This window comes from Chachezhania sediminis, from assembly GCF_009765275.1.
GTDB lineage: Bacteria > Pseudomonadota > Alphaproteobacteria > Rhodobacterales > Rhodobacteraceae > Chachezhania > Chachezhania sediminis.
Window position 1 is genome coordinate 57,247 of record NZ_VOPH01000016.1, and the last position, 19,045, is coordinate 76,291.

At 67.1% G+C, this 19,045-nt stretch carries 15 protein-coding genes; 4 read left to right on the plus strand and 11 right to left on the minus strand.

Annotated features, from left to right (window positions below):
• Positions 1 to 11 precede the first annotated feature (11 nt).
• Positions 12 to 935, plus strand: coding sequence for a sulfotransferase (locus FQK05_RS24335; RefSeq protein WP_199252761.1), 924 nt, complete (start codon positions 12 to 14; stop codon positions 933 to 935).
• A 21-nt stretch (positions 936 to 956) separates the two neighbouring features.
• Here the strand turns inward: FQK05_RS24335 and FQK05_RS24340 are convergent, their stop codons facing one another.
• From FQK05_RS24340 to FQK05_RS24360, 5 genes are all read right to left on the minus strand, one after another.
• Positions 957 to 1,922, minus strand: coding sequence for an acyltransferase family protein (locus FQK05_RS24340; protein WP_158971900.1), 966 nt, complete (start codon positions 1,920 to 1,922; stop codon positions 957 to 959).
• A gap of 51 nt (positions 1,923 to 1,973) precedes the next feature.
• Positions 1,974 to 3,827 (minus strand): acyltransferase family protein, encoded by a 1,854-nt coding sequence (locus FQK05_RS24345; protein WP_158971902.1) that lies wholly within the window; start codon positions 3,825 to 3,827, stop codon positions 1,974 to 1,976.
• A gap of 172 nt (positions 3,828 to 3,999) precedes the next feature.
• A complete protein-coding gene (locus tag FQK05_RS24350) occupies positions 4,000 to 5,253 on the minus strand; it encodes an O-antigen ligase family protein (RefSeq protein ID WP_158971904.1) in 1,254 nt (417 codons plus the stop codon).
• Between the two features lie 24 nt (positions 5,254 to 5,277).
• The gene (locus FQK05_RS24355) at positions 5,278 to 6,357 is read right to left on the minus strand and encodes a glycosyltransferase (RefSeq protein WP_158971906.1); all 1,080 of its coding nucleotides are present in this window, start codon (positions 6,355 to 6,357) and stop codon (positions 5,278 to 5,280) included.
• On the minus strand, positions 6,357 to 7,466 hold the full coding sequence (locus tag FQK05_RS24360; protein WP_158971908.1) for a glycosyltransferase: 1,110 nt from the start codon (positions 7,464 to 7,466) through the stop codon (positions 6,357 to 6,359). Before FQK05_RS24360 ends, FQK05_RS24355 begins: the two co-directional genes overlap by 1 nt.
• A 491-nt stretch (positions 7,467 to 7,957) precedes the next feature.
• Here FQK05_RS24360 and FQK05_RS24365 point away from each other — a divergent pair, with 491 nt between their 5' ends.
• Both FQK05_RS24365 and FQK05_RS24370 read left to right on the plus strand, forming a co-directional pair.
• Positions 7,958 to 9,871 (plus strand): acyltransferase family protein, encoded by a 1,914-nt coding sequence (locus FQK05_RS24365; protein ID WP_158971910.1) that lies wholly within the window; start codon positions 7,958 to 7,960, stop codon positions 9,869 to 9,871.
• 196 nt (positions 9,872 to 10,067) lie between these two features.
• Positions 10,068 to 11,036 carry an endonuclease/exonuclease/phosphatase family protein gene (locus FQK05_RS24370; protein WP_158971912.1) on the plus strand — a complete coding sequence of 323 codons (969 nt, stop codon included), beginning with the start codon at positions 10,068 to 10,070 and terminating at the stop codon, positions 11,034 to 11,036.
• 81 nt (positions 11,037 to 11,117) lie between these two features.
• On the opposite strand, the gene fcl is transcribed toward FQK05_RS24370, so the two are convergent.
• The 5 genes from fcl to FQK05_RS24395 form a co-directional block, all read right to left on the minus strand.
• Entirely contained in the window at positions 11,118 to 12,056 is a 939-nt protein-coding gene (gene fcl / locus FQK05_RS24375; protein ID WP_158971914.1) for a GDP-L-fucose synthase, read from the minus strand.
• 80 nt (positions 12,057 to 12,136) lie between these two features.
• On the minus strand, positions 12,137 to 12,979 hold the full coding sequence (kdsA, locus tag FQK05_RS24380; protein ID WP_158971916.1) for a 3-deoxy-8-phosphooctulonate synthase: 843 nt from the start codon (positions 12,977 to 12,979) through the stop codon (positions 12,137 to 12,139).
• A complete protein-coding gene (locus FQK05_RS24385; protein ID WP_158971919.1) occupies positions 12,976 to 13,785 on the minus strand; it encodes a 3-deoxy-manno-octulosonate cytidylyltransferase in 810 nt (269 codons plus the stop codon). The genes kdsA and FQK05_RS24385 overlap by 4 nt, the downstream gene beginning before the upstream one ends.
• Before the next feature lie 15 nt (positions 13,786 to 13,800).
• Positions 13,801 to 14,778 (minus strand): KpsF/GutQ family sugar-phosphate isomerase, encoded by a 978-nt coding sequence (locus FQK05_RS24390; protein ID WP_158971921.1) that lies wholly within the window; start codon positions 14,776 to 14,778, stop codon positions 13,801 to 13,803.
• 43 nt (positions 14,779 to 14,821) lie between these two features.
• Entirely contained in the window at positions 14,822 to 16,918 is a 2,097-nt protein-coding gene (locus FQK05_RS24395; RefSeq protein ID WP_233270666.1) for a GumC family protein, read from the minus strand.
• 351 nt (positions 16,919 to 17,269) lie between these two features.
• On the opposite strand from FQK05_RS24395, the gene FQK05_RS24400 reads away from it, so the two are divergent.
• Entirely contained in the window at positions 17,270 to 17,530 is a 261-nt protein-coding gene (locus tag FQK05_RS24400; protein WP_158971923.1) for a spike base protein, RCAP_Rcc01079 family, read from the plus strand.
• 122 nt (positions 17,531 to 17,652) lie between these two features.
• Here the strand turns inward: FQK05_RS24400 and FQK05_RS24405 are convergent, their stop codons facing one another.
• Positions 17,653 to 18,756 (minus strand): calcium-binding protein, encoded by a 1,104-nt coding sequence (locus FQK05_RS24405; protein WP_158971925.1) that lies wholly within the window; start codon positions 18,754 to 18,756, stop codon positions 17,653 to 17,655.
• Positions 18,757 to 19,045 lie beyond the last annotated feature (289 nt).

A 19,045-nucleotide genomic window follows, 5' to 3' on the forward strand; every position in this document is an offset into this window, starting at 1 on the left:
GGACCCTGCACATGACCCCGAACTTCTTCATCATCGGTGCGCCCAAGTGCGGGACATCGGCGCTGGCGCAATATCTCGACGATCATGCGAACGTCTTCTTCTGCAATCCGAAGGAGCCGTTCTACTTCTCGGACGACTACCCGGAACTGTCCAAGCAGCACGAGCTGGACGACGACGAAAGCTATCTGCGGCTCTTCGCGGCCGCGGACCCCGCGGTGCACAAGGCCGTCGGCGAAGGATCGACGAACTACCTCGCCTCGCACCGCGCGATCCCGCGCATTCTCGAGATGGTGCCCGATGCGCGCTTCATCGTCATGCTGCGCGATCCGATCCAGGTGGCCCATGCCTTCCACATGGAACAGATCTGGGACCGCAACGAGGACGAGGAAGACTTCCGGAAGGCCTGGGCGCTGCAGGATGCCCGCGCCCGGGGCGAGAACCTGCCCGAGACCTGCCTGGCGCCGCAGTTCCTGCAGTACCGCGACGTCGCGGGCTTTTCCGAACAGATCGAGCGGTTCTTTGCCCTGGTTCCCGCCGACCGGCGGCTGGTGCTGTTCCAGGAAGACCTGAAGACCGATCCCCGGTCCGTCTATGTCCGCACGCTGGCCTTCCTGGGGCTCGACGATGACGGGCGCGACGACTTCCCGGTGGTCAATGCCTCGCACAAGCACCGGTTCGAAAGCGTGGCCAACCTGGTGCTGCGGCCACCGAAATGGATCGAACCCGCCGTCTGGCGGTTCCGGACCTGGGCCCGCAACCAGAAGCCCTGGTACATCGAGGCGATCAAGGAAAAGCTGCGGGTGAAGTCGAAGCGGGCCGAGATCTCGCCCGAGTTCGAGACCGAGCTCCGGATCCATTTCTCGTCCGAGGTGGAGCGGCTGGAAGCCCTGCTGGGCACCGACCTGTCGCACTGGAAACCCGGCCCGACCTCCTGATCGGAAATCAGGCCCGGCGCGCTACCGGCGCGCGCCGGCCGGCAGTCCGACCCAGCCGGCCATGCCGATCCGCTGCAGGACGACCAGCGCCAGAAGCGGCAGCCCCATCCCCCCCAGCATGCCCATCACGATCTGGATCGCGGGCGCGTCGATCCCGGCCATCTTGAGGATGATCCTGACCCCGGACGCGGCCAGGATATGCATCACGTAGATGGCGATGACGTTCTCGCCGATCCAGGTGAACACGCGCGAGATCCCTTCCATCCGCTGGGAGATCCAGATCGTGGCGACGATCCCGGCAATCGTGGCCGGCAGCATGACCGGGGCATAGAACGCCCTGTCCGACACGCCGAGCGCCAGCGCCCCCAGCACCCAGGCGGCATAGACCGCCACCGCGCCAAGGCCCGCCGGCAGCGACAGCCGGCCGGGCGTGAACAGGCAGCCGGCCACGTAGAAGGGCAGGAAATAGAGGATCTGGAACAGGAAGTAGTGGTCGTCCTTCACCAGGTGCGAGGCCGCCATGGTGACGCAGCCCAGGGCCAGCATCGGCCAGCCCGGCTTCCAGACCGAAACCAGCGCCACGTAGATGAAGAGCACGTAGAGAAACCAGAACGGGGCGATCGGATCGATCGGGATCCGGAGCAGTTCGCCCACGCTCATCGCGCCGTTGGTCTTGCCCGCCAGCGCCAGCTGGACCCCGCCCTGCAGCAGCGAGAACACGAAATAGGGGATCACGATCGCCCGGGCCCGGCGCGCGAAGAACCCGCCCTTCCCGCGCGACCCCATGACGTTCAGGCCGCTGAGGAAGAAGAACAGCGGCATGTGGAACGTGTAGATCGCGAAGTCGATCTTGTGCCAGACCGGGTTCTCGAGAAGACCGCTCTGCATCAGGCCACGGATGACATGGCCGAAGACGACCAGCGTTATCCCCAGCGCCTTGGCAATGTCGATCCATTCGATCCGTGCACTTTTCTGAACTGGTGCCATGTCAATCGTTCCTGACTCTGATGCCATTGTACCGGCCCCGGCCCCGGGTCGTCACTGTCCGAAGACCTGCTCGGCGACGAACTGCGCCCCGGGCTGCGTGAAGTGGCTGCGGTCCCAGCTCATCGGCACCACGGCCCCCGTCTTGTCGGTCACCGTCGCCCGGCAATGATCGCCGTCGCACAGCCGGTCCAGCAGGGGTTCGAACGGGATGCCCTGCGCCTGCGCGATCCGCTCGATCTCGGTATCGAGCCGCGCGATCGGGCCGATATCCGCGACGATCTCGGACGGGCCGGACAGATCCAGCCGCTGCTGCAGCATGCGCTCGGGCAGGCCCGGCGGGAAGTCCGGAGCGCCGCCCAGGACCAGGATGTCCTCCACCCCGGTCTGTTTCAGGGCGGCCAGCGTCTCGGCCAGGTGTGCCTCGACGAAGGGGGCATAGCCCTGCCAGTTGGCGAACAGGACGACCTGGTCCGGCCTGGTCCGGGCGATCTGCTCCAGCGCGAAGGCGTTGATCGCCGCGCAATGCGGGCGCGACGGCGGCGCGTAGCCCAGCAGCGGCGGGCAGGCCGAGGCGGTGATCTGCCCCACCCCGTCCCGGATCCCCCGCAGCCCCGAGGTCAGGGCCGCCGCGTGGCTGTCGCCCCAGACCATGGTCCGGGCACCGTCATAGCAGCTGACGTCGATCTCCTCGACCGGCTGGTCGGGACGCAGGAAGCACGCCCCCTCGCGATAGAGTTCGGCCCGCGGATAGTTGCGATAGGCCAGCAATTCCTTCTGCGGCCCGGTCAGGCGGGACTCGAACCCGTTCCAGTGAACGCCGGCCGCGCCCACCGCCGCGAAGAACACGATCCCGGCCAGGGACAGCAGGAAGATCCTCTTGCGGTCGAACCGCTCGCGGTTGCGGAACGGCGCCTCGACATATTTCCAGGACAGGTAGGCCAGCCCGATCGCCAGGGCCGACAGCAGCAGCATGATCCAGGCGGCCGGTTCCCCGCCGGTCTGCCGGGCAAAGGCGAAGATCGGCTGATGCCAGAGATAGGCGCTGTAGGACACCAGCCCGATGCCGACCAGCACCCGGTTGCCGAGGAACCGCCCGCTCAGCGTCTCGGGACGGGCGAAGAACACGATCAGCGCCGTTCCCAGGGTCGGGACCAGCGCGTAGAGCCCCGGTGTCGGCGTCTCGGGACCGAAGAACACGACGCTGGCCGCGATCATCGCGATGCCGAGCAGGCTCAGCGCCTCGGTCAGCGGGCTTCTGGCCGGCATCGGGTGACGGGTCAGGTAGACCGCGCAGAACGATCCGACCAGAAGCTCCCAGGTCCGGGTGGGCAGCAGGAAGAAGGCCGCGCTGGGTTTGTAGACTACCCCCCATTGCGCCAGGGCGAGGCTGGCCAGGAAGAGGACGGCCAGGGCCGCCGTCACCACGCGGCGCCCCATCCGCCACAGCAGGAAGAGCAGGACCGGGAAGAAGATGTAGTACTGTTCCTCGACCGCCAGGCTCCAGGTGTGCAGCAGGGGCTTCAGTTCGGCCGCGGTGTCGAAATAGCCGCTCTGCTGCCAGAACAGGATGTTCGACACGAAGGTGACGACGCTGATCAGGCTGGCTGAAAAGTCCTTCAGGTCCGGCGGCAGCAGCAGCAGCCAGGCGAAGGGCAGGCAGACCAGCATCACCAGGAACAGTGCCGGCAGGATCCGCCGGGCGCGCCGTTCGTAGAAGTTGACGATGCTGAACCGGCCCGCCTCGAGATCGTTGATCAGGATCGTGGTGATCAGGTAGCCGCTGATCACGAAGAAGATATCGACACCGACGAAGCCCCCGCTGAAGACGTCGAACCCGGCATGGAAGAGGATGACGGGGACGACGGCCAGCGTTCTCAGACCATCGATCTCTGCACGATACTTCATCAGCGATACCCTTGGATGTCAGATCCGGCCCGGTCGGCCTGCCAGCCCGTGCTGCCGTTGCAAGATGTGGCGCGGCCCGTCCGGCCCTGAGGGCCGGACCAGGATGCCGGCCGATCCGGAAGACCCGGCGCCCTTCCCCGCTGTTCGTCCGGCCGGGGCGCCGGGGTCTTCCCTAGGCCGGGGGATCCCGCAGATTCGCGGCCGCCTCCCGGCGCTCGGCATCGGCGGCCCGCGACAGCCGCGCATAGCCCATGACCAGCCCGGTCACGAGCCAGTAGGTCCAGTTCGACAGCCCCGACAGGAACAGGTAGCTGATCGAGATGAACAGGAAGACCGACCCATAGCGCGCATCGCGGCTGAAGGCGCTGACCGCGGTCATCATCATCTGCAGCGACGCCAGGAGCCAGCCGACCACGCCCATCTCGCCAAAGATGTCGAGCATGAAGTTGTGCGCTTCCTTGATCAGCGCAAGGTTGGTCCGGTGACCCCATTGCTGGAAGTCGCGTTCGAAGAAGTACTCGGAATAGACCGACTGCCAGTTGCTGTATCCGATCCCGAAGATCGGGTTGTCGAGCCCCCATTGCAGGAAGGTCATGAAGTGCAGGAAGCGGCGGGTGCTGACCTCGATCAGGAACAGGATCTGCTCCGTCGTCAGGACATTCTGCAGCCAGTAGACCAGGATCGGAGAGGACACGGTTATCAGCGGCATGATCAGGGCCAGCCGCCGGAAGATCTTCCAGCCGCGCAGCATGTGGAACATGCCCGCAAGGATCAGGCCCAGAAGCGGCCCCCGGCTGACCATCAGGATGGTGATGAAGAACAGCGTCCAGGCCGCGCGCTTGCGGCCTTCCGTCAGGCAGAGCAGCGCCAGCGCCCCCGTCAGCGCCCCCGAGAAGCCGGAGCCGCCCATCGGCCCCAGGTAGCGGGGGACCTGGATGCCCAGGTCGGGCAGCAGCCCCCCCGTCAGTTCGCCCTGCAGCTCGCGGCTCCGTTCGCCGAAGCCCGCGGCAATCAGCAGGGTTTCCCCGATGACGACGAGGACGATCAGCCAGATCAGCCGCCGCGACACCACGTCCGCGATCACCGCCGGGTTGATGCGAGCGACGATCTCGGCCACCCCCAGGCCGCCCAGGACCATGCAGAGCTGGATGTAGCTGATCGGCCCCAGGCCGTGATAGACCAGCGAAACGATCCCCCAGGCAAACAGCAGGTAGCTTGGCAGCAGAAAGCGGGAGATCCGCATGGTCAGGACCAGCCAGCAGATCCCTGCAAGCGCCGAGAGATACCCGAGGTAGATCGGGAAGGTCCCGACCGACCGGACCGCGCCCAGCATCGCCATGGTGAGCAGGATCGGCCCGACCCGCACGGCCATGTTGCGGGTGCGGTTGATCCGGTTGCCGGTCGAAGGTTCGGGGGCGGATGTCATCGCCAGGCTCCGCGCTGATGATCCCTAGTCGTCATGCGCCGCCACCTCCTGCAGAAGCGCATAGGTGCGCCGGGCCATGGTCTGCACCGAATATCCGTCCTCGACGAAGGCCCTGGCCGCGCCCGAAAGCACGTCGAAGCGATCGGGCCCGAGCCCGGCCAGAAGCGTCGCGGCCTCGTCGGCCCCGGCATAAAGCAGCCCGGTCCGGTCGTGGTCGACAAGATCGTGATTGCCGGCGACATCGGTGACGACGGGGCAGAGCCCCTCGGACATGGCTTCCAGCACCGCCAGCGGCATGCCTTCCCAGCGCGAGCTGGACAGGAAGACATGGGCGGCCCGCATGTAGGGACGGGACGACGGCACGCCGCCCTTCAGGTCGACCATGTCGCCCAGGCCCTCGGCGGCCACCCGGGCGCGCATCTCCTCCAGCCGCTCGCCGGTGCCCAGAACCACCATCTCGAAGGCCCGCCTGCCCTTCAGGGCGGCGGCCACGTCGATCATCAGGTCGGGGTTCTTCTGGTGGTCATAGCGGCTGACCGCCAGGATCTTCAGCGGCCCGGTCTCCGACAGCGCGGGGCGTTCGATCCCGTCGGGGACCACCACGCCGTTGACGATGGTCACCAGCCGCCCGGCCGGGATCATGTTGACGGCGCGGATCGCCTCGGCCTCGGTCTCGGCCACGCAGATCGCCCGGGAGGTCAACCGCCCCAGGGCGCGTTCCAGCGCAAGATAGACCGCCTTCTTGGCCTTGCCGTATTCGCCGACATGCAGCCCGTGGAAGGTGTGCACCGACCGCGCCGGGGTCAGCGCCGCCAGCAGCCGGCCGTAAAGCCCGGCGCCCTTGCCATGGGAATGCACCACCTCGATCCCTTCGGACCGGACCAGCCCCGCCAGCCGGAACAACGCCGACCGGGTGAACTTGCGGTGCGGGATCTCGACGATGCGGTCCGCGCCCAGAAGCTCGGCATACCGGGAGAAATAGGGCTCGTCCCGGGGACAGCCCACCCAGATCTCGGCCCCTTCGGGATGGTTGGCCAGCAGTTGGTAAAGGTGTTCCGGACCACCGCCGAGATCAGCCCGGACCGTGAGGAACAGGACCTTCATCAGCCTGTCTCCCGGGCCCGGGCTTCGAGCAGAGCCTCGACCCGGGTCCTGATGCGCTCGGCGAAGCGGTCGGGATGGAAACGTTCGACACGGGCCCGGATCGCCTGCGGGCTGTCCAGCAGGCCGGGCTGCGCCTCGAGCGCGTCGACCGCGGCATTCAGGCTTTCGACGGTCTGTTCCTCGAAGAAGAGACCGGTCACGCCCGGCTCGACATAGTCCAGCGCGCCGCCGCGCTTCAGCGCGACCACCGGCCGGCCGCAGGCCATCACCTCGACGGGCACGATGCCGAAATCCTCCTCGCCCGGGAAGATCAGCGCGCGGGCGCCGGCAAATTCGCGTTTCAGCTCGGCAAAGGGGACCCGGCCGCGGAAGGTGATGTTCGGGCCGGCCATCGCCTCCAGCCGCGGCCGCATCTCGCCGTCGCCCACGACGGTCAGCTTGCGCCCGGAGGCGTTGAACGCCTCGATCGCCAGGTCCGGCCGCTTGTAGCCCACCAGTTCCCCCGCATAGAGGTAGTGATCCCCCACCGTGTCGGCGATGGCGAATTCGTCGACCGCCACCGGGGGGGCCACGACCTCGGCCTCGCGGCGATAATAGCGTTCGATCCGCTGTGCGATGAAGCTGGAATTGGCGAAGAAATGGTCGACCCGTGCCGCCGTGGTCACGTCCCAGATCCGCAGCCGGTGCGCCATGTGCGGCATCGCCATCCGGGCCAGCCGGCCGGCCGAGGCGCGGTAGACGTGGTAATGGTCCCAGATATAGCGCATCGGCGAATGGCAATAGCACAGGTGCACCGCGTCGGGCCGCGGGATGATCCCCTTGGCCGGCCCGCTCTCGGACGAGATCACGAGGTCGAATTCCTGCAGGTCCATCTGCTCCAGCGCGCGGGGCATCAGCGGCAGGTACTTCTGGTAATGGGTCTTCGCCCCCGGCAGCCGGCCGATGAAGGTCTCGCGCACCTCGTGCCGGCGGATGATGTCCGACACCGCATCGGGATCGTAGACATGGGTGATGAGGACGGCCTGCGGATAGATCTCCAGCAGTTTCTCGATGACCTTCTCGCCGCCGCGCATACCGACAAGCCAGTAGTGAACGATAGCGACTTTCAAGAGGTGCTCCAAACTGTCCCGGGGCGACGGCCCGGATCCCGGCCGCCAGACTGCATCTGTGCCCTGTCGTTTCGCCACCGGCAGCGGTGGCGCACGGCACGGTGTCCGTGACGGGCAGGCGAACCATACCAGACACCGGGTGATCGTAAACGCCACACCCCTGGGAATCCCTGCGGCATCATGGAACCGCGCGGCGTCGGAAAGCCCCGCCGGGGCGGGGCGGACGGGGCCGCGTCGGGGCCGCGTCGGGGGGCGTCGGGGCAAGCATCGGGAGAGGCGCCGGAGGGGGAGAGCGGACGAGAGAGCGGAGGCGGGCCGGGCCCGCAGCGCCCCCGCGACCGGCAGATCGCCGGCCGGCGTGCGACAAAAAACCACTTCAACACCATCCGCCAACTTCCAGCACAGTCCGGACGGGGACCGGACCGTGACGAGGCCGCCGGGCCGGAACACCGAACGTAGATTGCCAAGGTTACAAAAGGTAACGGAACTTCATGGGATATTCACGGGAAATAGACGGCCTTCGAGCTATTTCTGTCATTCTGGTCATTCTTTTCCACGTCGAAAAGAATCTGATGCCCGGCGGCTATATCGGCGTCGATACGTTCTTTGTCATCAGCGGTTTCCTGATCACGTCCCAGGTCTACAAGGAAGTCGCGGAACGGCGCTTTTCCTTTGCCGCCTTCTACAAGCGGCGCTTTGCCCGTCTTCTGCCGGCGCTGATCCTGATGCTCCTGATCACGGCGGTCTTCGGCTTCCTGTTCTACAGCAAGTCCGAATTCGACAGCCTCGGAAAGGACATCTTTTTCTCGGCCATCGGCCTGAAGAACATCCTGGATGCCCAGGGCGTCAACTATTTCGCCCAGGACGAGACCGTGAAGCCGCTGCTGCACATGTGGTCGCTGGGCGTGGAAGAGCAGTATTACCTGGTCTGGCCGATCACCCTGATGGTGATCTACTTCCTGGCCCGGGCCAGGACACTCTACTGGGTGCTGGGCCTGACCGTGCTCCTGACCGTCCTGTCCGAGGTGGGGGCACGGACGGTCCCGCTCCAGGCCTATTTCATGCCCCAGTTCCGGGCCTTCGAACTCATGATCGGCAGCGGGGCGGCCATCCTCATCCAGTCCCGGAACGTCGATCCGCAGGTCGCCGTCCCGCTGTGGCTGAGATCGGTCCTGACCAGCGTGTCGATCGTCGTCATCCTGGTCTGCGCCCTGGCCTTTTCCGACACGACCGTCTTCCCGGGGATCAACGGCGCCATCGTCTGCCTGGCCTCCCTGTGCCTGATCACCCTGCCCGCGGGCACCCCGGTCGGCTGGGTTCTGTCGCGGAAACCCGTTGTTTTCATCGGCCTCGTTTCCTATCCCCTGTATCTCTTCCACCAGCCGATCATTTCCTTCACCACCTTCTTCTACCCCGAAATCAACATCTGGATTCTCCTGGCGCTGGTGCTGGTCCTGGGCATCGGGATATCGGCCCTGGTCTATCGCTACTGCGAAACCCCGGTGCGGAAGATCGCCAAGCAGGGCCGCGGCACCCCGGTTCAGCTGGGGCTGGTCGGGGTCACCCTGGCCATCGCCGCCTTCGGCTTCTGGATCGCCACCGCCTCGAACGCCGACTGGCGCCTCGAACGCTTCAACCGCTATGCGCTGGACCTGTCCCGCAAGACGGAAAGCACCTTCGGGCAGAATTACCGCAAGGGGGTCTATTTCGGCGGCGAGGGCGGCAAGCGGATCCTGTTCATCGGCGACAGCCTGGCCCAGCAATACGTGCTGCCCCTGTCGCAGGCCTGGGGATATTCCCCCGACCAGGTCGATGTCGTTTCCCGCGGCGGCTGCGTCCTGCTGAAGGACGTCGACTACCGCGACAGCTTTTCGCTGATGTCCTGCGACGATCTGCGGGACAAGCTTTATCATCTCGACCGGAAATACGATCGCGTCGTCTTTTCCCAGGGCTGGCATCTCTATGGCGGAGATATCCTTAATGCCGATGCCCCGGCCGACAATGGCGCCTACAGTCCGGAGCAATGGAAGCCCTTCATCGACGCGACGGCCGATTACTTCTCGGACTATGCGGACGATGTCTACGTGATCGGTCCGCATGTCATCCTGCCCGAGGATTTCGTCGTGCGCCTGAGCCCCATGACGGGCAGCGGATCGATCCGGAAACTGATCGACGAGGGCAGGACCGATCCCGCGGACCTGCAGGAAAGATCCAAGCGGTTCGGACAGGTTCTGGGTGGACGCGAGGACCTGAAGATCCTGTACCCCGGCGACATCTGGTGCGACGGCGCAGAGACCTGCACGCTGGATGACGGAGAGCTTCCCTACTTCAAGGATCACCACCATTTCGGGGCCAATGCGACGGCGTTCCTGACCGGAGAGATCCCCCGGTCGTCTTGGAACTGAGGCGGCGATCGCCCTGGCGGAGCGGAGAGATCCGCCCCGGAGACATGCTTGATTATTGTGCGAAACGCATGAAAAATGTGCACCCCGGAGCCGGCTGCGGGCCGGAGCCGGCTGCGACAGATCGCCGTTTCGCCCCGGCCATCCCCGGCGGCGACGACAGCGGCGGCCGCCGCTGCGACCGGGACACGCGGTGCCGATGACCCCGCCGGTCCCCCTCCTGCGGATCTGGCGTGAACGCCTGACCGGCCTGTGGATGGCGCTTCTGGCGGGCGGCCTGGCCGCCGCCCTGTTCAGCCCGGCGATCCCGGCCGGCAACGAGGTGCTGGACGTCCTGTTCCGCATCGTCGACGGGCTGCGGGTCCATCTGCTGGTGGCCATTGCCGTCGCCGCGGCGGCCACCGCCCTGACCGGGCTGCGCTGGTTCGGGGCCGGGTGCCTGCTGGCCGCCCTGATCGGGCTGGGCGCGATCGCACAGGACTACCGCGCCCGGGTCACCCCCGATGCGGCCGGGACCGAACTGACACTGCTGTGGTTCAACCTGCTCTACGACAACCCGACACCGCCCGCCGAGATCGAGGCCGCCCTGCGCGACAGCGGGGCCGACATCATCATCCTGACCGAAGCCGCCGCCGCCCGGGAGCTTGCCGGGCCGCTGGCGCCCCTCTACCCGCACCGGCTTGGCTGCGAGGAGGCCGGAAGCACCTGCAATCTGCTGGTCCTGTCGCGCCTGCCGCTGGCCGATGCCGAGCTGCGCGCGCTCGATTTCGCGCCCGAACGGATGGCGACCTTCCGGGCGCGGGCCGCGGACGGGCAGGTCCTGCAGGTCGTCGCGGCGCATCTCAGCAAGCCCTGGTACATCGCGAACAGCCGGTCCGAAGACCGCGCCATCCGCCGGCAGCTGCGGCAGATGACGGATGTTCCGCTGCTGCTGGTGGGGGATTTCAACGCCGCACCCTGGAGCCGCCGCCTGCACCGGATCGAGGGCTACAACGGGTTGCGCCATGCCCGGCGCCCGGTTGCGACCTGGCCGTCACGCCTGGGGCCGCTGGGCATCCCGATCGACCATGCGCTGGTGCGGGGTGGCGCGGCCCTGGCCGATGTCGTCCCCTGGGGGGCCGGGCTCGGCTCCAATCACCTGGGCCTGCTGGTGACCGTGGCATTCTGACGGCCGCGTTCCGGGGGGGATCGGGGGGGGACGCGCCGCGACCGCCCCTGCCCTGTCATGGCACCCGGACCGGGCGCCCGATCAGCCGCCGTTGACGGCCAGGAAGGCCGCATAGGCATCGCGGATGCCGTCTTCCAGCGACCGCGCGCCGTTCCAGCCCATCGCGTGCAGGCGCGCGCTGTCCATCAGCTTGCGCGGCGTGCCGTCGGGCTTGGTCGCGTCGAAGACCAGTTCGGCGTCATAGCCCACCACCTTCGCGATGGTTTCCGCCAGTTCGCGGATCGACACCTCGACCCCGCTTCCGACGTTCACGTGCTCGTAGCCGGAATAGTCCTTCAGAAGGAACACCAGCGCATCGGCCAGGTCGTCGCAATGCAGGAACTCGCGCAGCGGCGTGCCCGACCCCCACAGCTCGACCTGGCGTGCACCGGCCTGCTTCGCCTCGTGGAACTTGCGCAGAAGCGCCGGCAGCACGTGCGAGCTGTTCAGGTCGTAATTGTCGCCGGGCCCGTAAAGGTTCGTCGGCATGGCCGAGATCCAGTCGCGCCCGTATTGCTTGCGATAGGCCTGGGCCAGCTTGATCCCCGCGATCTTGGCGATCGCGTACCATTCGTTGGTCGGCTCCAGCGGGCCGGTCAGCAGGCTGTCCTCGGCCATCGGCTGGGGGGCCAGCTTGGGATAGATGCAGGACGATCCCAGGAACAGGAACCGGTCCACGTCATTGGCATGGGCAGCGGCGGCGATATTGGTCTCGATCTGCAGGTTTTCCACCAGGAAATCGACCGGGTGGGTGTCGTTGGCCAGGATCCCGCCGACCTTGGCCGCGGCCATGACGATGGCGTCGGGCTTCGCTTCGGCCATCCAGTCCTCGACCTCGGCCTGGCGGGTCAGGTCGACCACGTCGCGACCGGCGGTGATGACCTCGCAATCCTCGGTCGCCAGCCGGCGCACCACGGCGCCGCCGACCATGCCCCGGTGTCCCGCGACCCAGATGCGTTTCCCCGTCAGATCCCAGACCATGGCCGTCTCCCGTTTGCGCCCGGCCCTGTCATGCCCCGTGCGAAAGACAGGCGCAACCCGGGGGAATGGCCGCCGGCCGGTCAGCCCGCCTTGGCCAGGTCGTCGAAGGCCTTGAGCCGTTTCAGGAGCGGCTCGAGGTCCGCAAGGTGCACCATGTTGGGCCCGTCCGACGGCGCGTTGTCCGGGTCGTCGTGGACTTCGAGGAAGACCGCGGCCGCGCCCACGGCCAGCGCCGCGCGGGCCAGGACGGGGACGAATTCCCGCTGCCCGCCGGTGGATCCGCCAAGGCCCCCCGGCTGCTGCACCGAATGGGTCGCGTCGAAGACCACCGGATAGCCGGTTTCGGCCATGATCGGCAGGCCCCGGAAATCCGACACCAGGGCGTTGTAGCCGAAGCTCGTGCCGCGCTCGCAGAGCATGATGTTTTCATTGCCCGTCGACGCCACCTTGTCGGCCACGTTCCTCATGTCCCAGGGCGCCAGGAACTGGCCCTTCTTGACGTTGATCGCGCGGCCCGTCTCGCCGGCCGCCAGCAGAAGGTCGGTCTGCCGGCACAGGAAGGCCGGGATCTGGAGGACGTCGACCGCTTCCGCCGCGCGCACCGCCTGTTCCGCGGTGTGGACATCCGTGACCACCGGGCAGCCGAATTTCTCGCGGATGCCCGCCAGGATCTCCAGCCCCTTGTCGATGCCGATGCCCCGCTTGCCGGACAGCGACGAGCGGTTGGCCTTGTCGTAGCTGGCCTTGAAGATCACCGGGATGCCCAGCTCTCCCGCGATCTCGGTGATCCGGCCCGCCAGCATTTCGGCGTGGTCCCGGTTCTCGATCTGGCAGGGGCCGGCCAAGAGGGTGAAGGGGCGGTCATTGGCGATCTTCAGGTCGCCGACGGTGACGGTCTTCGGGGTCACTGTTTTCAGGGTCATGCGGTGCCCTCCCGGGCCAGGATGCTTTCGATACGGGGCGCGTCTTCGGGGTTGTTCAGCTCCCAGAAGACGCGTCCGGGGGCCTCCACCTCGACGCATCGCAGATGGGCGCCGTTTTCAAGGAAGCGCAGCTGTTCCAGCCCTTCGAGCTTCTCCAGCGGGCCTTCGGCCCAGCCGAGGTACCGCGACAGCGCCGCGGGCCGATAGGCATAGACGCCGACATGGTGAAAGACCGGGACCGGCTGGGCCTCGGGCTTCCAGGCCCCGGTATAGGGGATCACTTCCTTCGAGAAATAAAGCGCCTGGTGCCCCGCCCCGAAGACGGCCGTCGTGCCGCCCACGCGGCCTTCGCGGCGATCCTCCTGGAACATCGCCAGCGTTTCCGCGTCGCAGCGCAGGACCGGGGTGGCGGCGTCGATCTCGGGCGCGTCCTGCATGGCCCCGATCAGGGCCGACAGGAACGCGGGCGGGGTCAGCGGCGCATCCCCTTGCAGGTTCACCACGATGTCGGAGCTGATCCCGGCCTTTTCGATGGCGTCGGCACAGCGTTCGGTGCCGTTCCGGCAGGCTTCCGAGGTCATGATCACGTCCGCGCCAAAATCCTTCGCCACGTCGGCGATGCGGGTGTCATCGGTGGCGACATAGATCGCGTCGGCCTCCACCACCTGGCCCGCGACCTCCCAGACCCGCTGGATCAGGGGTTTCGTGACGCCCCCAGCCCCTTTCAGGCCAACCAGCGGCTTGCCCGGGTAACGGGTCGAGGCATAGCGCGCGGGAATGACGATCACGCTTTCGGGGGTGGCCATGGACGGGGACCTTTCTCAGGCGACGCCGGCGCGCAGGCAGTCGTGGATGTGCAGAAGGCCCAGCACGCGCCTGTCATCATCGACGACGAAGAGGGCTGATATCTTGCGTTCGGTCATGATTTTCAAGGCTTCGGAGGCCAGCATGCCCGGCCCCACGGTGCGGGGCGCGCGGGTCGCGACCTCGATCGCTGTGGCGTCCATCAGCCGGTCCAGGTTCCGCCGCAGGTCGCCGTCGGTGATGATGCCCGCAAGCTTGCCCCCCTCCACCACGCCCGCGAGGCCGAAGCCCTTGGAGGTCATGGTCAGAAGCCCCTCGCGCATCGGTGCATCGGGCGGCAGCAGCGGCAGCGCCTCGCCCGTGTGCATCAGCTTTTCCACCTTCATCAGCTGCGCGCCCAGCTTGCCGCCGGGGTGGAAGACCTCGAAATCCTCGCGCCGGAAGCCCTTGCGGTGCATCAGCGCCACCGCCAGCGCATCGCCAAGCGCAATGGTCGCGGTCGTGGACGTGGTCGGCGCCACGCCAATGGCGCAGGCCTCGGGCGCGTCGGGCAGCAGAAGCGTCACGTCGGCCGCCTGGCCCAGGGTCGATCCGCCCTTGCGGGTGATCGCGATCAGCGGAATGGCAAAGCGTCTTGTATAGGTGATGAGATCCGACAGTTCCGACGTCTCGCCGGAATTGGAGATCACGAGGGTCACGTCGTCCGGGGTGATCATGCCGAGGTCGCCATGGCTGGCCTCGGTCGGGTGGACGAACTGCGCCGGGGCGCCGGTCGAGGCGAAGGTCGCCGCGATCTTGGCGCCGACATGGCCCGACTTGCCGATGCCCGAGACGATGATCCGCCCCCGGGCCCCGGCCAGCAGGTCCACCGCCGCGACATGTTCGGGCCCCAGCGTTTCCGCCATCAGCCCGAGCGCCGCGGCCTCGGTCCTGAGCACGCGGGCCAGCTGGCCCAGATCGCCGTCTTCCCCGGACCGGCCCGTCGTGCTGTCCATGTCCGTCCCTCGCAGTGCCGCCGGGGACCGGCGGCCGCCCGGATCAGTTGTTGTAGTACTTGGACCCGTAGGAGCCATAGGCCCCGTATGCACCGTAGCGGCCATAACGGCCATAGCCGCCGTAAGTGCCGTAGCTGCGCATCTTGCGCAGGTTGACCTGGTTCATGACCAGGCCGTCCACGGGGCGGTTGGCGCTGTCGAATTCGTTCAGGCCGGCCAGGACCTGGCCCTTCAGCGTCTTGTCCCAGCGGACCACGAACAGCACCGCATCGGCCAGCTGCGCCACGATCCGTGCATCCGGCACCACCAGGACGGGGGGCGTGTCGATCACGATCTGGTCGTAATGTTCGCGCGCCTCGTCCAGCAACGCCCGGAACTTCTGGCTCGACAGCAGGTCGGCCGCGTTGGCCGGGCTCTTGTCCGCCAGCAGCACGTCGAAATCGTGGTTCTCGAGCTTGGTCACCGCCTCCATCAGGGGCACCCCGTCGAACAGGATCCTGGACAGGCCGGTCTTGTCGGCGACCTCGAAATACTCGCCGAAGATCCGCCGGCGCATGTCGCCCTCGATCAGCAGCGTCTTGCGGCCCATGGAGGCGATGTTCTGTGCCAGCGCGATCGACACGGTGGTCTTGCCCTCGCCCGGCAGGGACGAGGTCACCATGATCAGCTGCGGCGGATGGTCGATATTGGACAGAAGGACCGAGGTGCGCAGGTTGCGGATCGCCTCGGCCACGGCCGATGTCGGCTTCTGCTGCAGGTAGGCGATCGCATCCTTGCGCTTGCGCGCCGGGATCAGAGGGATCTGGCCCATGGACGTGTGGCCGGTCAGGAACTCCATGTCCGACGGGGTGCGGAACGTGTCCCGCATCATCTCGCGCCACAGCACCAGGGCCGATCCGATCAGGAAGCCCATGAAGATGCCCATGGCCAGGATCAGGGACTTGCGCGGGGCAGAGGGCATGATCGGGATCACCGCGTCCGACAAGACCCTGCTGTCGGCCTGCTGGATCCCCTGCTGGACCGAGGTCTCCTTCAGGCGACCCAGGAAATATTCGTAGAGCAGCCGGCTGGCCTCGGATTCCCGAGTCAGCTGCTGCAGCCGGATCAGGTCGGAACTCTGCTGGTCGATCTGGCTTTCCAGCTGCCTCTGCAGCGTTTCCAGCGCGACGATCTGGTCGCTCGCCCGCCTGATGTCGAGTTCGAGCCGCATCCGGGTCTGTTCGTTGCCCGTCTCCGACATGCCGTCCAGCCGGTCCTGGGCGGCATCGCGCGACAGGGCCACGTTGGCGATCCGGTCCCTGGTTTCCTTCAGCTGCACCTCGAGACCCTGCAGCGCCTCGGGGCTGACCAGGTCGATATTGGCCCGGAATGTCTTGACCCGCTCTTCCGCGGCCTCGAGCTGGACCTGCAATTCGGCGACGCGGTCGGACAGCCACGAGGTCGCCTGCTCGGTCGCCTCGAACTTGGCCTCGAGCTGGTCGAGGATATAGGTATCGGCAATCGTGTCGGCGACCAGCGCGGATTTCGCCGGGCTTTCCGTCTGCATGGTGATCTGGAAGACAAGGCTCTGCGGGACGTTGCGGATCGTCTGACGTTCCAGCAGGCCGTTGATCGTCGTCTCAAGATGGCGCCGGGCCTCGGCCTCGGGCGAAAGCGGCGGCTGCTGCGGGGCCCGGATGCCCAGCACAGTCTTTACGCCCCGGCCCACATTCTGTTTCAGCCCCTCGAAGAACGACGGTTCGGCGATCAGGGTGTTGAACTCGGGATCGTTCGTCAGGTCCAGCTTCTTGACGACCCGCCCCAGCAGGCTGCGGCTCTTCAGGACCTCGACCTCGGTATTGACCGCCTCGGAGTCCGCCCCCAGCCCGCCGATCACGCTTTCCAGGTCGACAACCTGCTCCTGGCGGTTGTTCAGCATGACCACGGCCGTCGACTGGTAGAGCGGAACCGCCAGGACATAGGCATAGAGGCCGGCCAGGAAGGTGGTCAACAGCATCACCGCGCAGACCAGGTACTTGCCCCGCCAGAGCACCGAGCTCAGGCTGCCCAAGTCGATGGTATCGGCCTCCCCGACCTCCTGGGGGCCCTTCATGGCGGACACCCGGGGAGTTTTCTGGGCAAGCCTGTCCGAGATATTCATGCCGTCTTCTCCTGTCGACCGGGCCTTCAGACCGGGGACGCATAAGGTGCGCCGGACCGCTCACTAAATTTTCAGGACGGATACCGTCATGGCAAGCATTGTTAGTGCATCTGGTGCTGGCGCTCCACAGAGGATTCCCGACCGGGACAACTTGTACGCCCCAAAGCAAAAATTGGCGACGATCCGCCGCCCCGGGCCGGCCGGACAGCGCACGCAGGTTTCCGAAATTTTTCACCTCTTGCCCAGATAGTGCCCCGCGCAGGAGCTTCCGACCAACTTCAGGTCGTTTTCTGATCCTTCAGCACCTGCACCCGGCCCTCACCAGGGGGGCAAACGCGAAAGGAGACCGTCATGGCGGATCAGTTTTCCCGATACACTCCAGGCCTTGAATCGCCGCCCCTCGGCGGCTTTGCCATCACGCCCGACGATGCGTCCGACCTGCCCACCGCCACCCGCGGAATCAATGCCGGGGTCGCCGGTACCGTGCACCTGACGACGATCGACGGCTCCGACATCACCCTGCATGTCGCCGCCGGGATGATCATGCCGGTCCGCGCCGCCCGGATCTGGGCGACCGGGACCTCGGCGCTCAGCCTGACGGGGCTCTACTGATGGGAGCGCTGGCGCTGTCCATCGCCGCCTCGGCACCGTTCGGGAACGAGGTGACGGACCTGATCGAGGACGGCGGCTACATCACCTTCCTCAGCCTGCTAAACTGACGGCGGGTCGCCAGGTCAGAACAGGCCGTCCTCCGCCGTCGGCAGCGGCACGCCCAGCGGCGTGCCCAGCCCGTCATCCGGGAACAGGTCGTCGGCATGAAGCCGGCCGTCATCGCCGCGGATCCTTGCCACCATGCCGTCAGTCTTGATCAGTGCGCCCCAAGCGCGGGATTTCACGTGCAGCTGGTCGGGATCCATCAGTCCAGCCACGCCCGACAGGTCCAGCCGGTCGGTACCCGCCTCGAAATCGGCGACCACCAGGCGGCCCTTGTCCCGGGGGACCAACACGAAGGTATCGGCCCCGGAGCCCCCGAACATCCTGGCGCCGCGCGCCCCGCCTTCGGTACCGGCCGCCAGGATATCGTCACCGGCGCCCCCCTTCAGCACATCGCGGCCCATGCCCGCGACCAGGATATCGTCCTTCGCCCCGCCTTTCAGCACGTCGCGGCCGGCATCGCCGGTGCCATCCAGGCTGCGGCCCAGCCCGGCCGCGTCCGGTGCCCCGGCTTTCACCTTGCCGTTGCCGCTGTCCAGGTGCACCAGCCGCCCGTCGGGCAGCAGCGCGAAGCGCGAGGCGCCCTCATCCCCCGTGGCGGTGACAAAGACCTGGCCCTTCGCGATCTCGACGGACAGGTCGTCCACGCCGGCAAAACGGGTCGCGGCAGTGTCCAGGATCTGGGTCGCAGGGCGCAGATGGCCCCGATCGGTCAGCTCCATCACCGTCAGCGATCCCGTGCCTTCGGCCGCCAGGACCGCCCAGGTCCGGCCCCCGGCCCCGGTCGTGCTGGCCAGCGCCAGCGCCGAGGGGCCGGCAATGCCCAGCCCCTCGGCCAGGCCGACGCGGTCGACCTCGACCCGTATGCCGTTCTCGATGTGAAAGCTGACCAGCCCGCCGCTGGCGGCATCCGCGACCACCACCAGGTCGCCGGCCCGGGCCTCGGCCCCGGCGGCGAAGCCGGTCCTGCCCACAACACCCCCCGGTGCCGCATCCGATGTCACCGCGACGCCCGCCCCGACAGTCACCGTGACTGCCGGGACGATGGCCGCCGCGACGCCCTGCGGATCCGTCTCCGGCCACCCCTGCCCGGAGAGGACCCGCGCGCCAGCGCGCGTTCCCATCAGAAGACCCCCCGATCTCCCATATCCACCGCGGACAGGTATGCCGCTGGCCCCGGGCGGCGATCGGACCGAAATCGGGCAGGATTGAGACCTTTCGGTCAAATTGTCCGGATCCGTCCTGCGATCTGCTGTTCAGGGGGGCTCTGCCCCCCACGCCCTTCGGGCTCCCCCCGAGATATTTGAAGATCAAAGAAGAGGGGGCCGCGCGCCCGGCTTCTTCTTTTCACAAATACTCCCGCCGGAGGCGGTCCGGCGCAGGCCGCGTTCTCCGAGCCCTGCCAGCTTCAGC

What these genes read in the sequence shown, in the direction of transcription:
- FQK05_RS24335 (WP_199252761.1), top strand. Translation starts at nt 12, where the DNA reads ATGACCCCGAACTTCTTCATCATCGGTGCGCCCAAGTGCGGGACATCG.
- FQK05_RS24340 (WP_158971900.1), bottom strand. Translation starts at nt 1,922, where the DNA reads ATGGCACCAGTTCAGAAAAGTGCACGGATCGAATGGATCGACATTGCC.
- FQK05_RS24390 (WP_158971921.1), bottom strand. Translation starts at nt 14,778, where the DNA reads ATGGACAGCACGACGGGCCGGTCCGGGGAAGACGGCGATCTGGGCCAG.
- fcl (WP_158971914.1), bottom strand. Translation starts at nt 12,056, where the DNA reads ATGGTCTGGGATCTGACGGGGAAACGCATCTGGGTCGCGGGACACCGG.
- FQK05_RS24365 (WP_158971910.1), top strand. Translation starts at nt 7,958, where the DNA reads ATGGGATATTCACGGGAAATAGACGGCCTTCGAGCTATTTCTGTCATT.
- FQK05_RS24385 (WP_158971919.1), bottom strand. Translation starts at nt 13,785, where the DNA reads ATGGCCACCCCCGAAAGCGTGATCGTCATTCCCGCGCGCTATGCCTCG.
- FQK05_RS24345 (WP_158971902.1), bottom strand. Translation starts at nt 3,827, where the DNA reads ATGAAGTATCGTGCAGAGATCGATGGTCTGAGAACGCTGGCCGTCGTC.
- FQK05_RS24405 (WP_158971925.1), bottom strand. Translation starts at nt 18,756, where the DNA reads ATGGGAACGCGCGCTGGCGCGCGGGTCCTCTCCGGGCAGGGGTGGCCG.
- FQK05_RS24400 (WP_158971923.1), top strand. Translation starts at nt 17,270, where the DNA reads ATGGCGGATCAGTTTTCCCGATACACTCCAGGCCTTGAATCGCCGCCC.
- kdsA (WP_158971916.1), bottom strand. Translation starts at nt 12,979, where the DNA reads ATGACCCTGAAAACAGTGACCCCGAAGACCGTCACCGTCGGCGACCTG.
- FQK05_RS24370 (WP_158971912.1), top strand. Translation starts at nt 10,068, where the DNA reads ATGACCCCGCCGGTCCCCCTCCTGCGGATCTGGCGTGAACGCCTGACC.
- FQK05_RS24395 (WP_233270666.1), bottom strand. Translation starts at nt 16,918, where the DNA reads ATGAATATCTCGGACAGGCTTGCCCAGAAAACTCCCCGGGTGTCCGCC.
- FQK05_RS24350 (WP_158971904.1), bottom strand. Translation starts at nt 5,253, where the DNA reads ATGACATCCGCCCCCGAACCTTCGACCGGCAACCGGATCAACCGCACC.
- FQK05_RS24355 (WP_158971906.1), bottom strand. Translation starts at nt 6,357, where the DNA reads ATGAAGGTCCTGTTCCTCACGGTCCGGGCTGATCTCGGCGGTGGTCCG.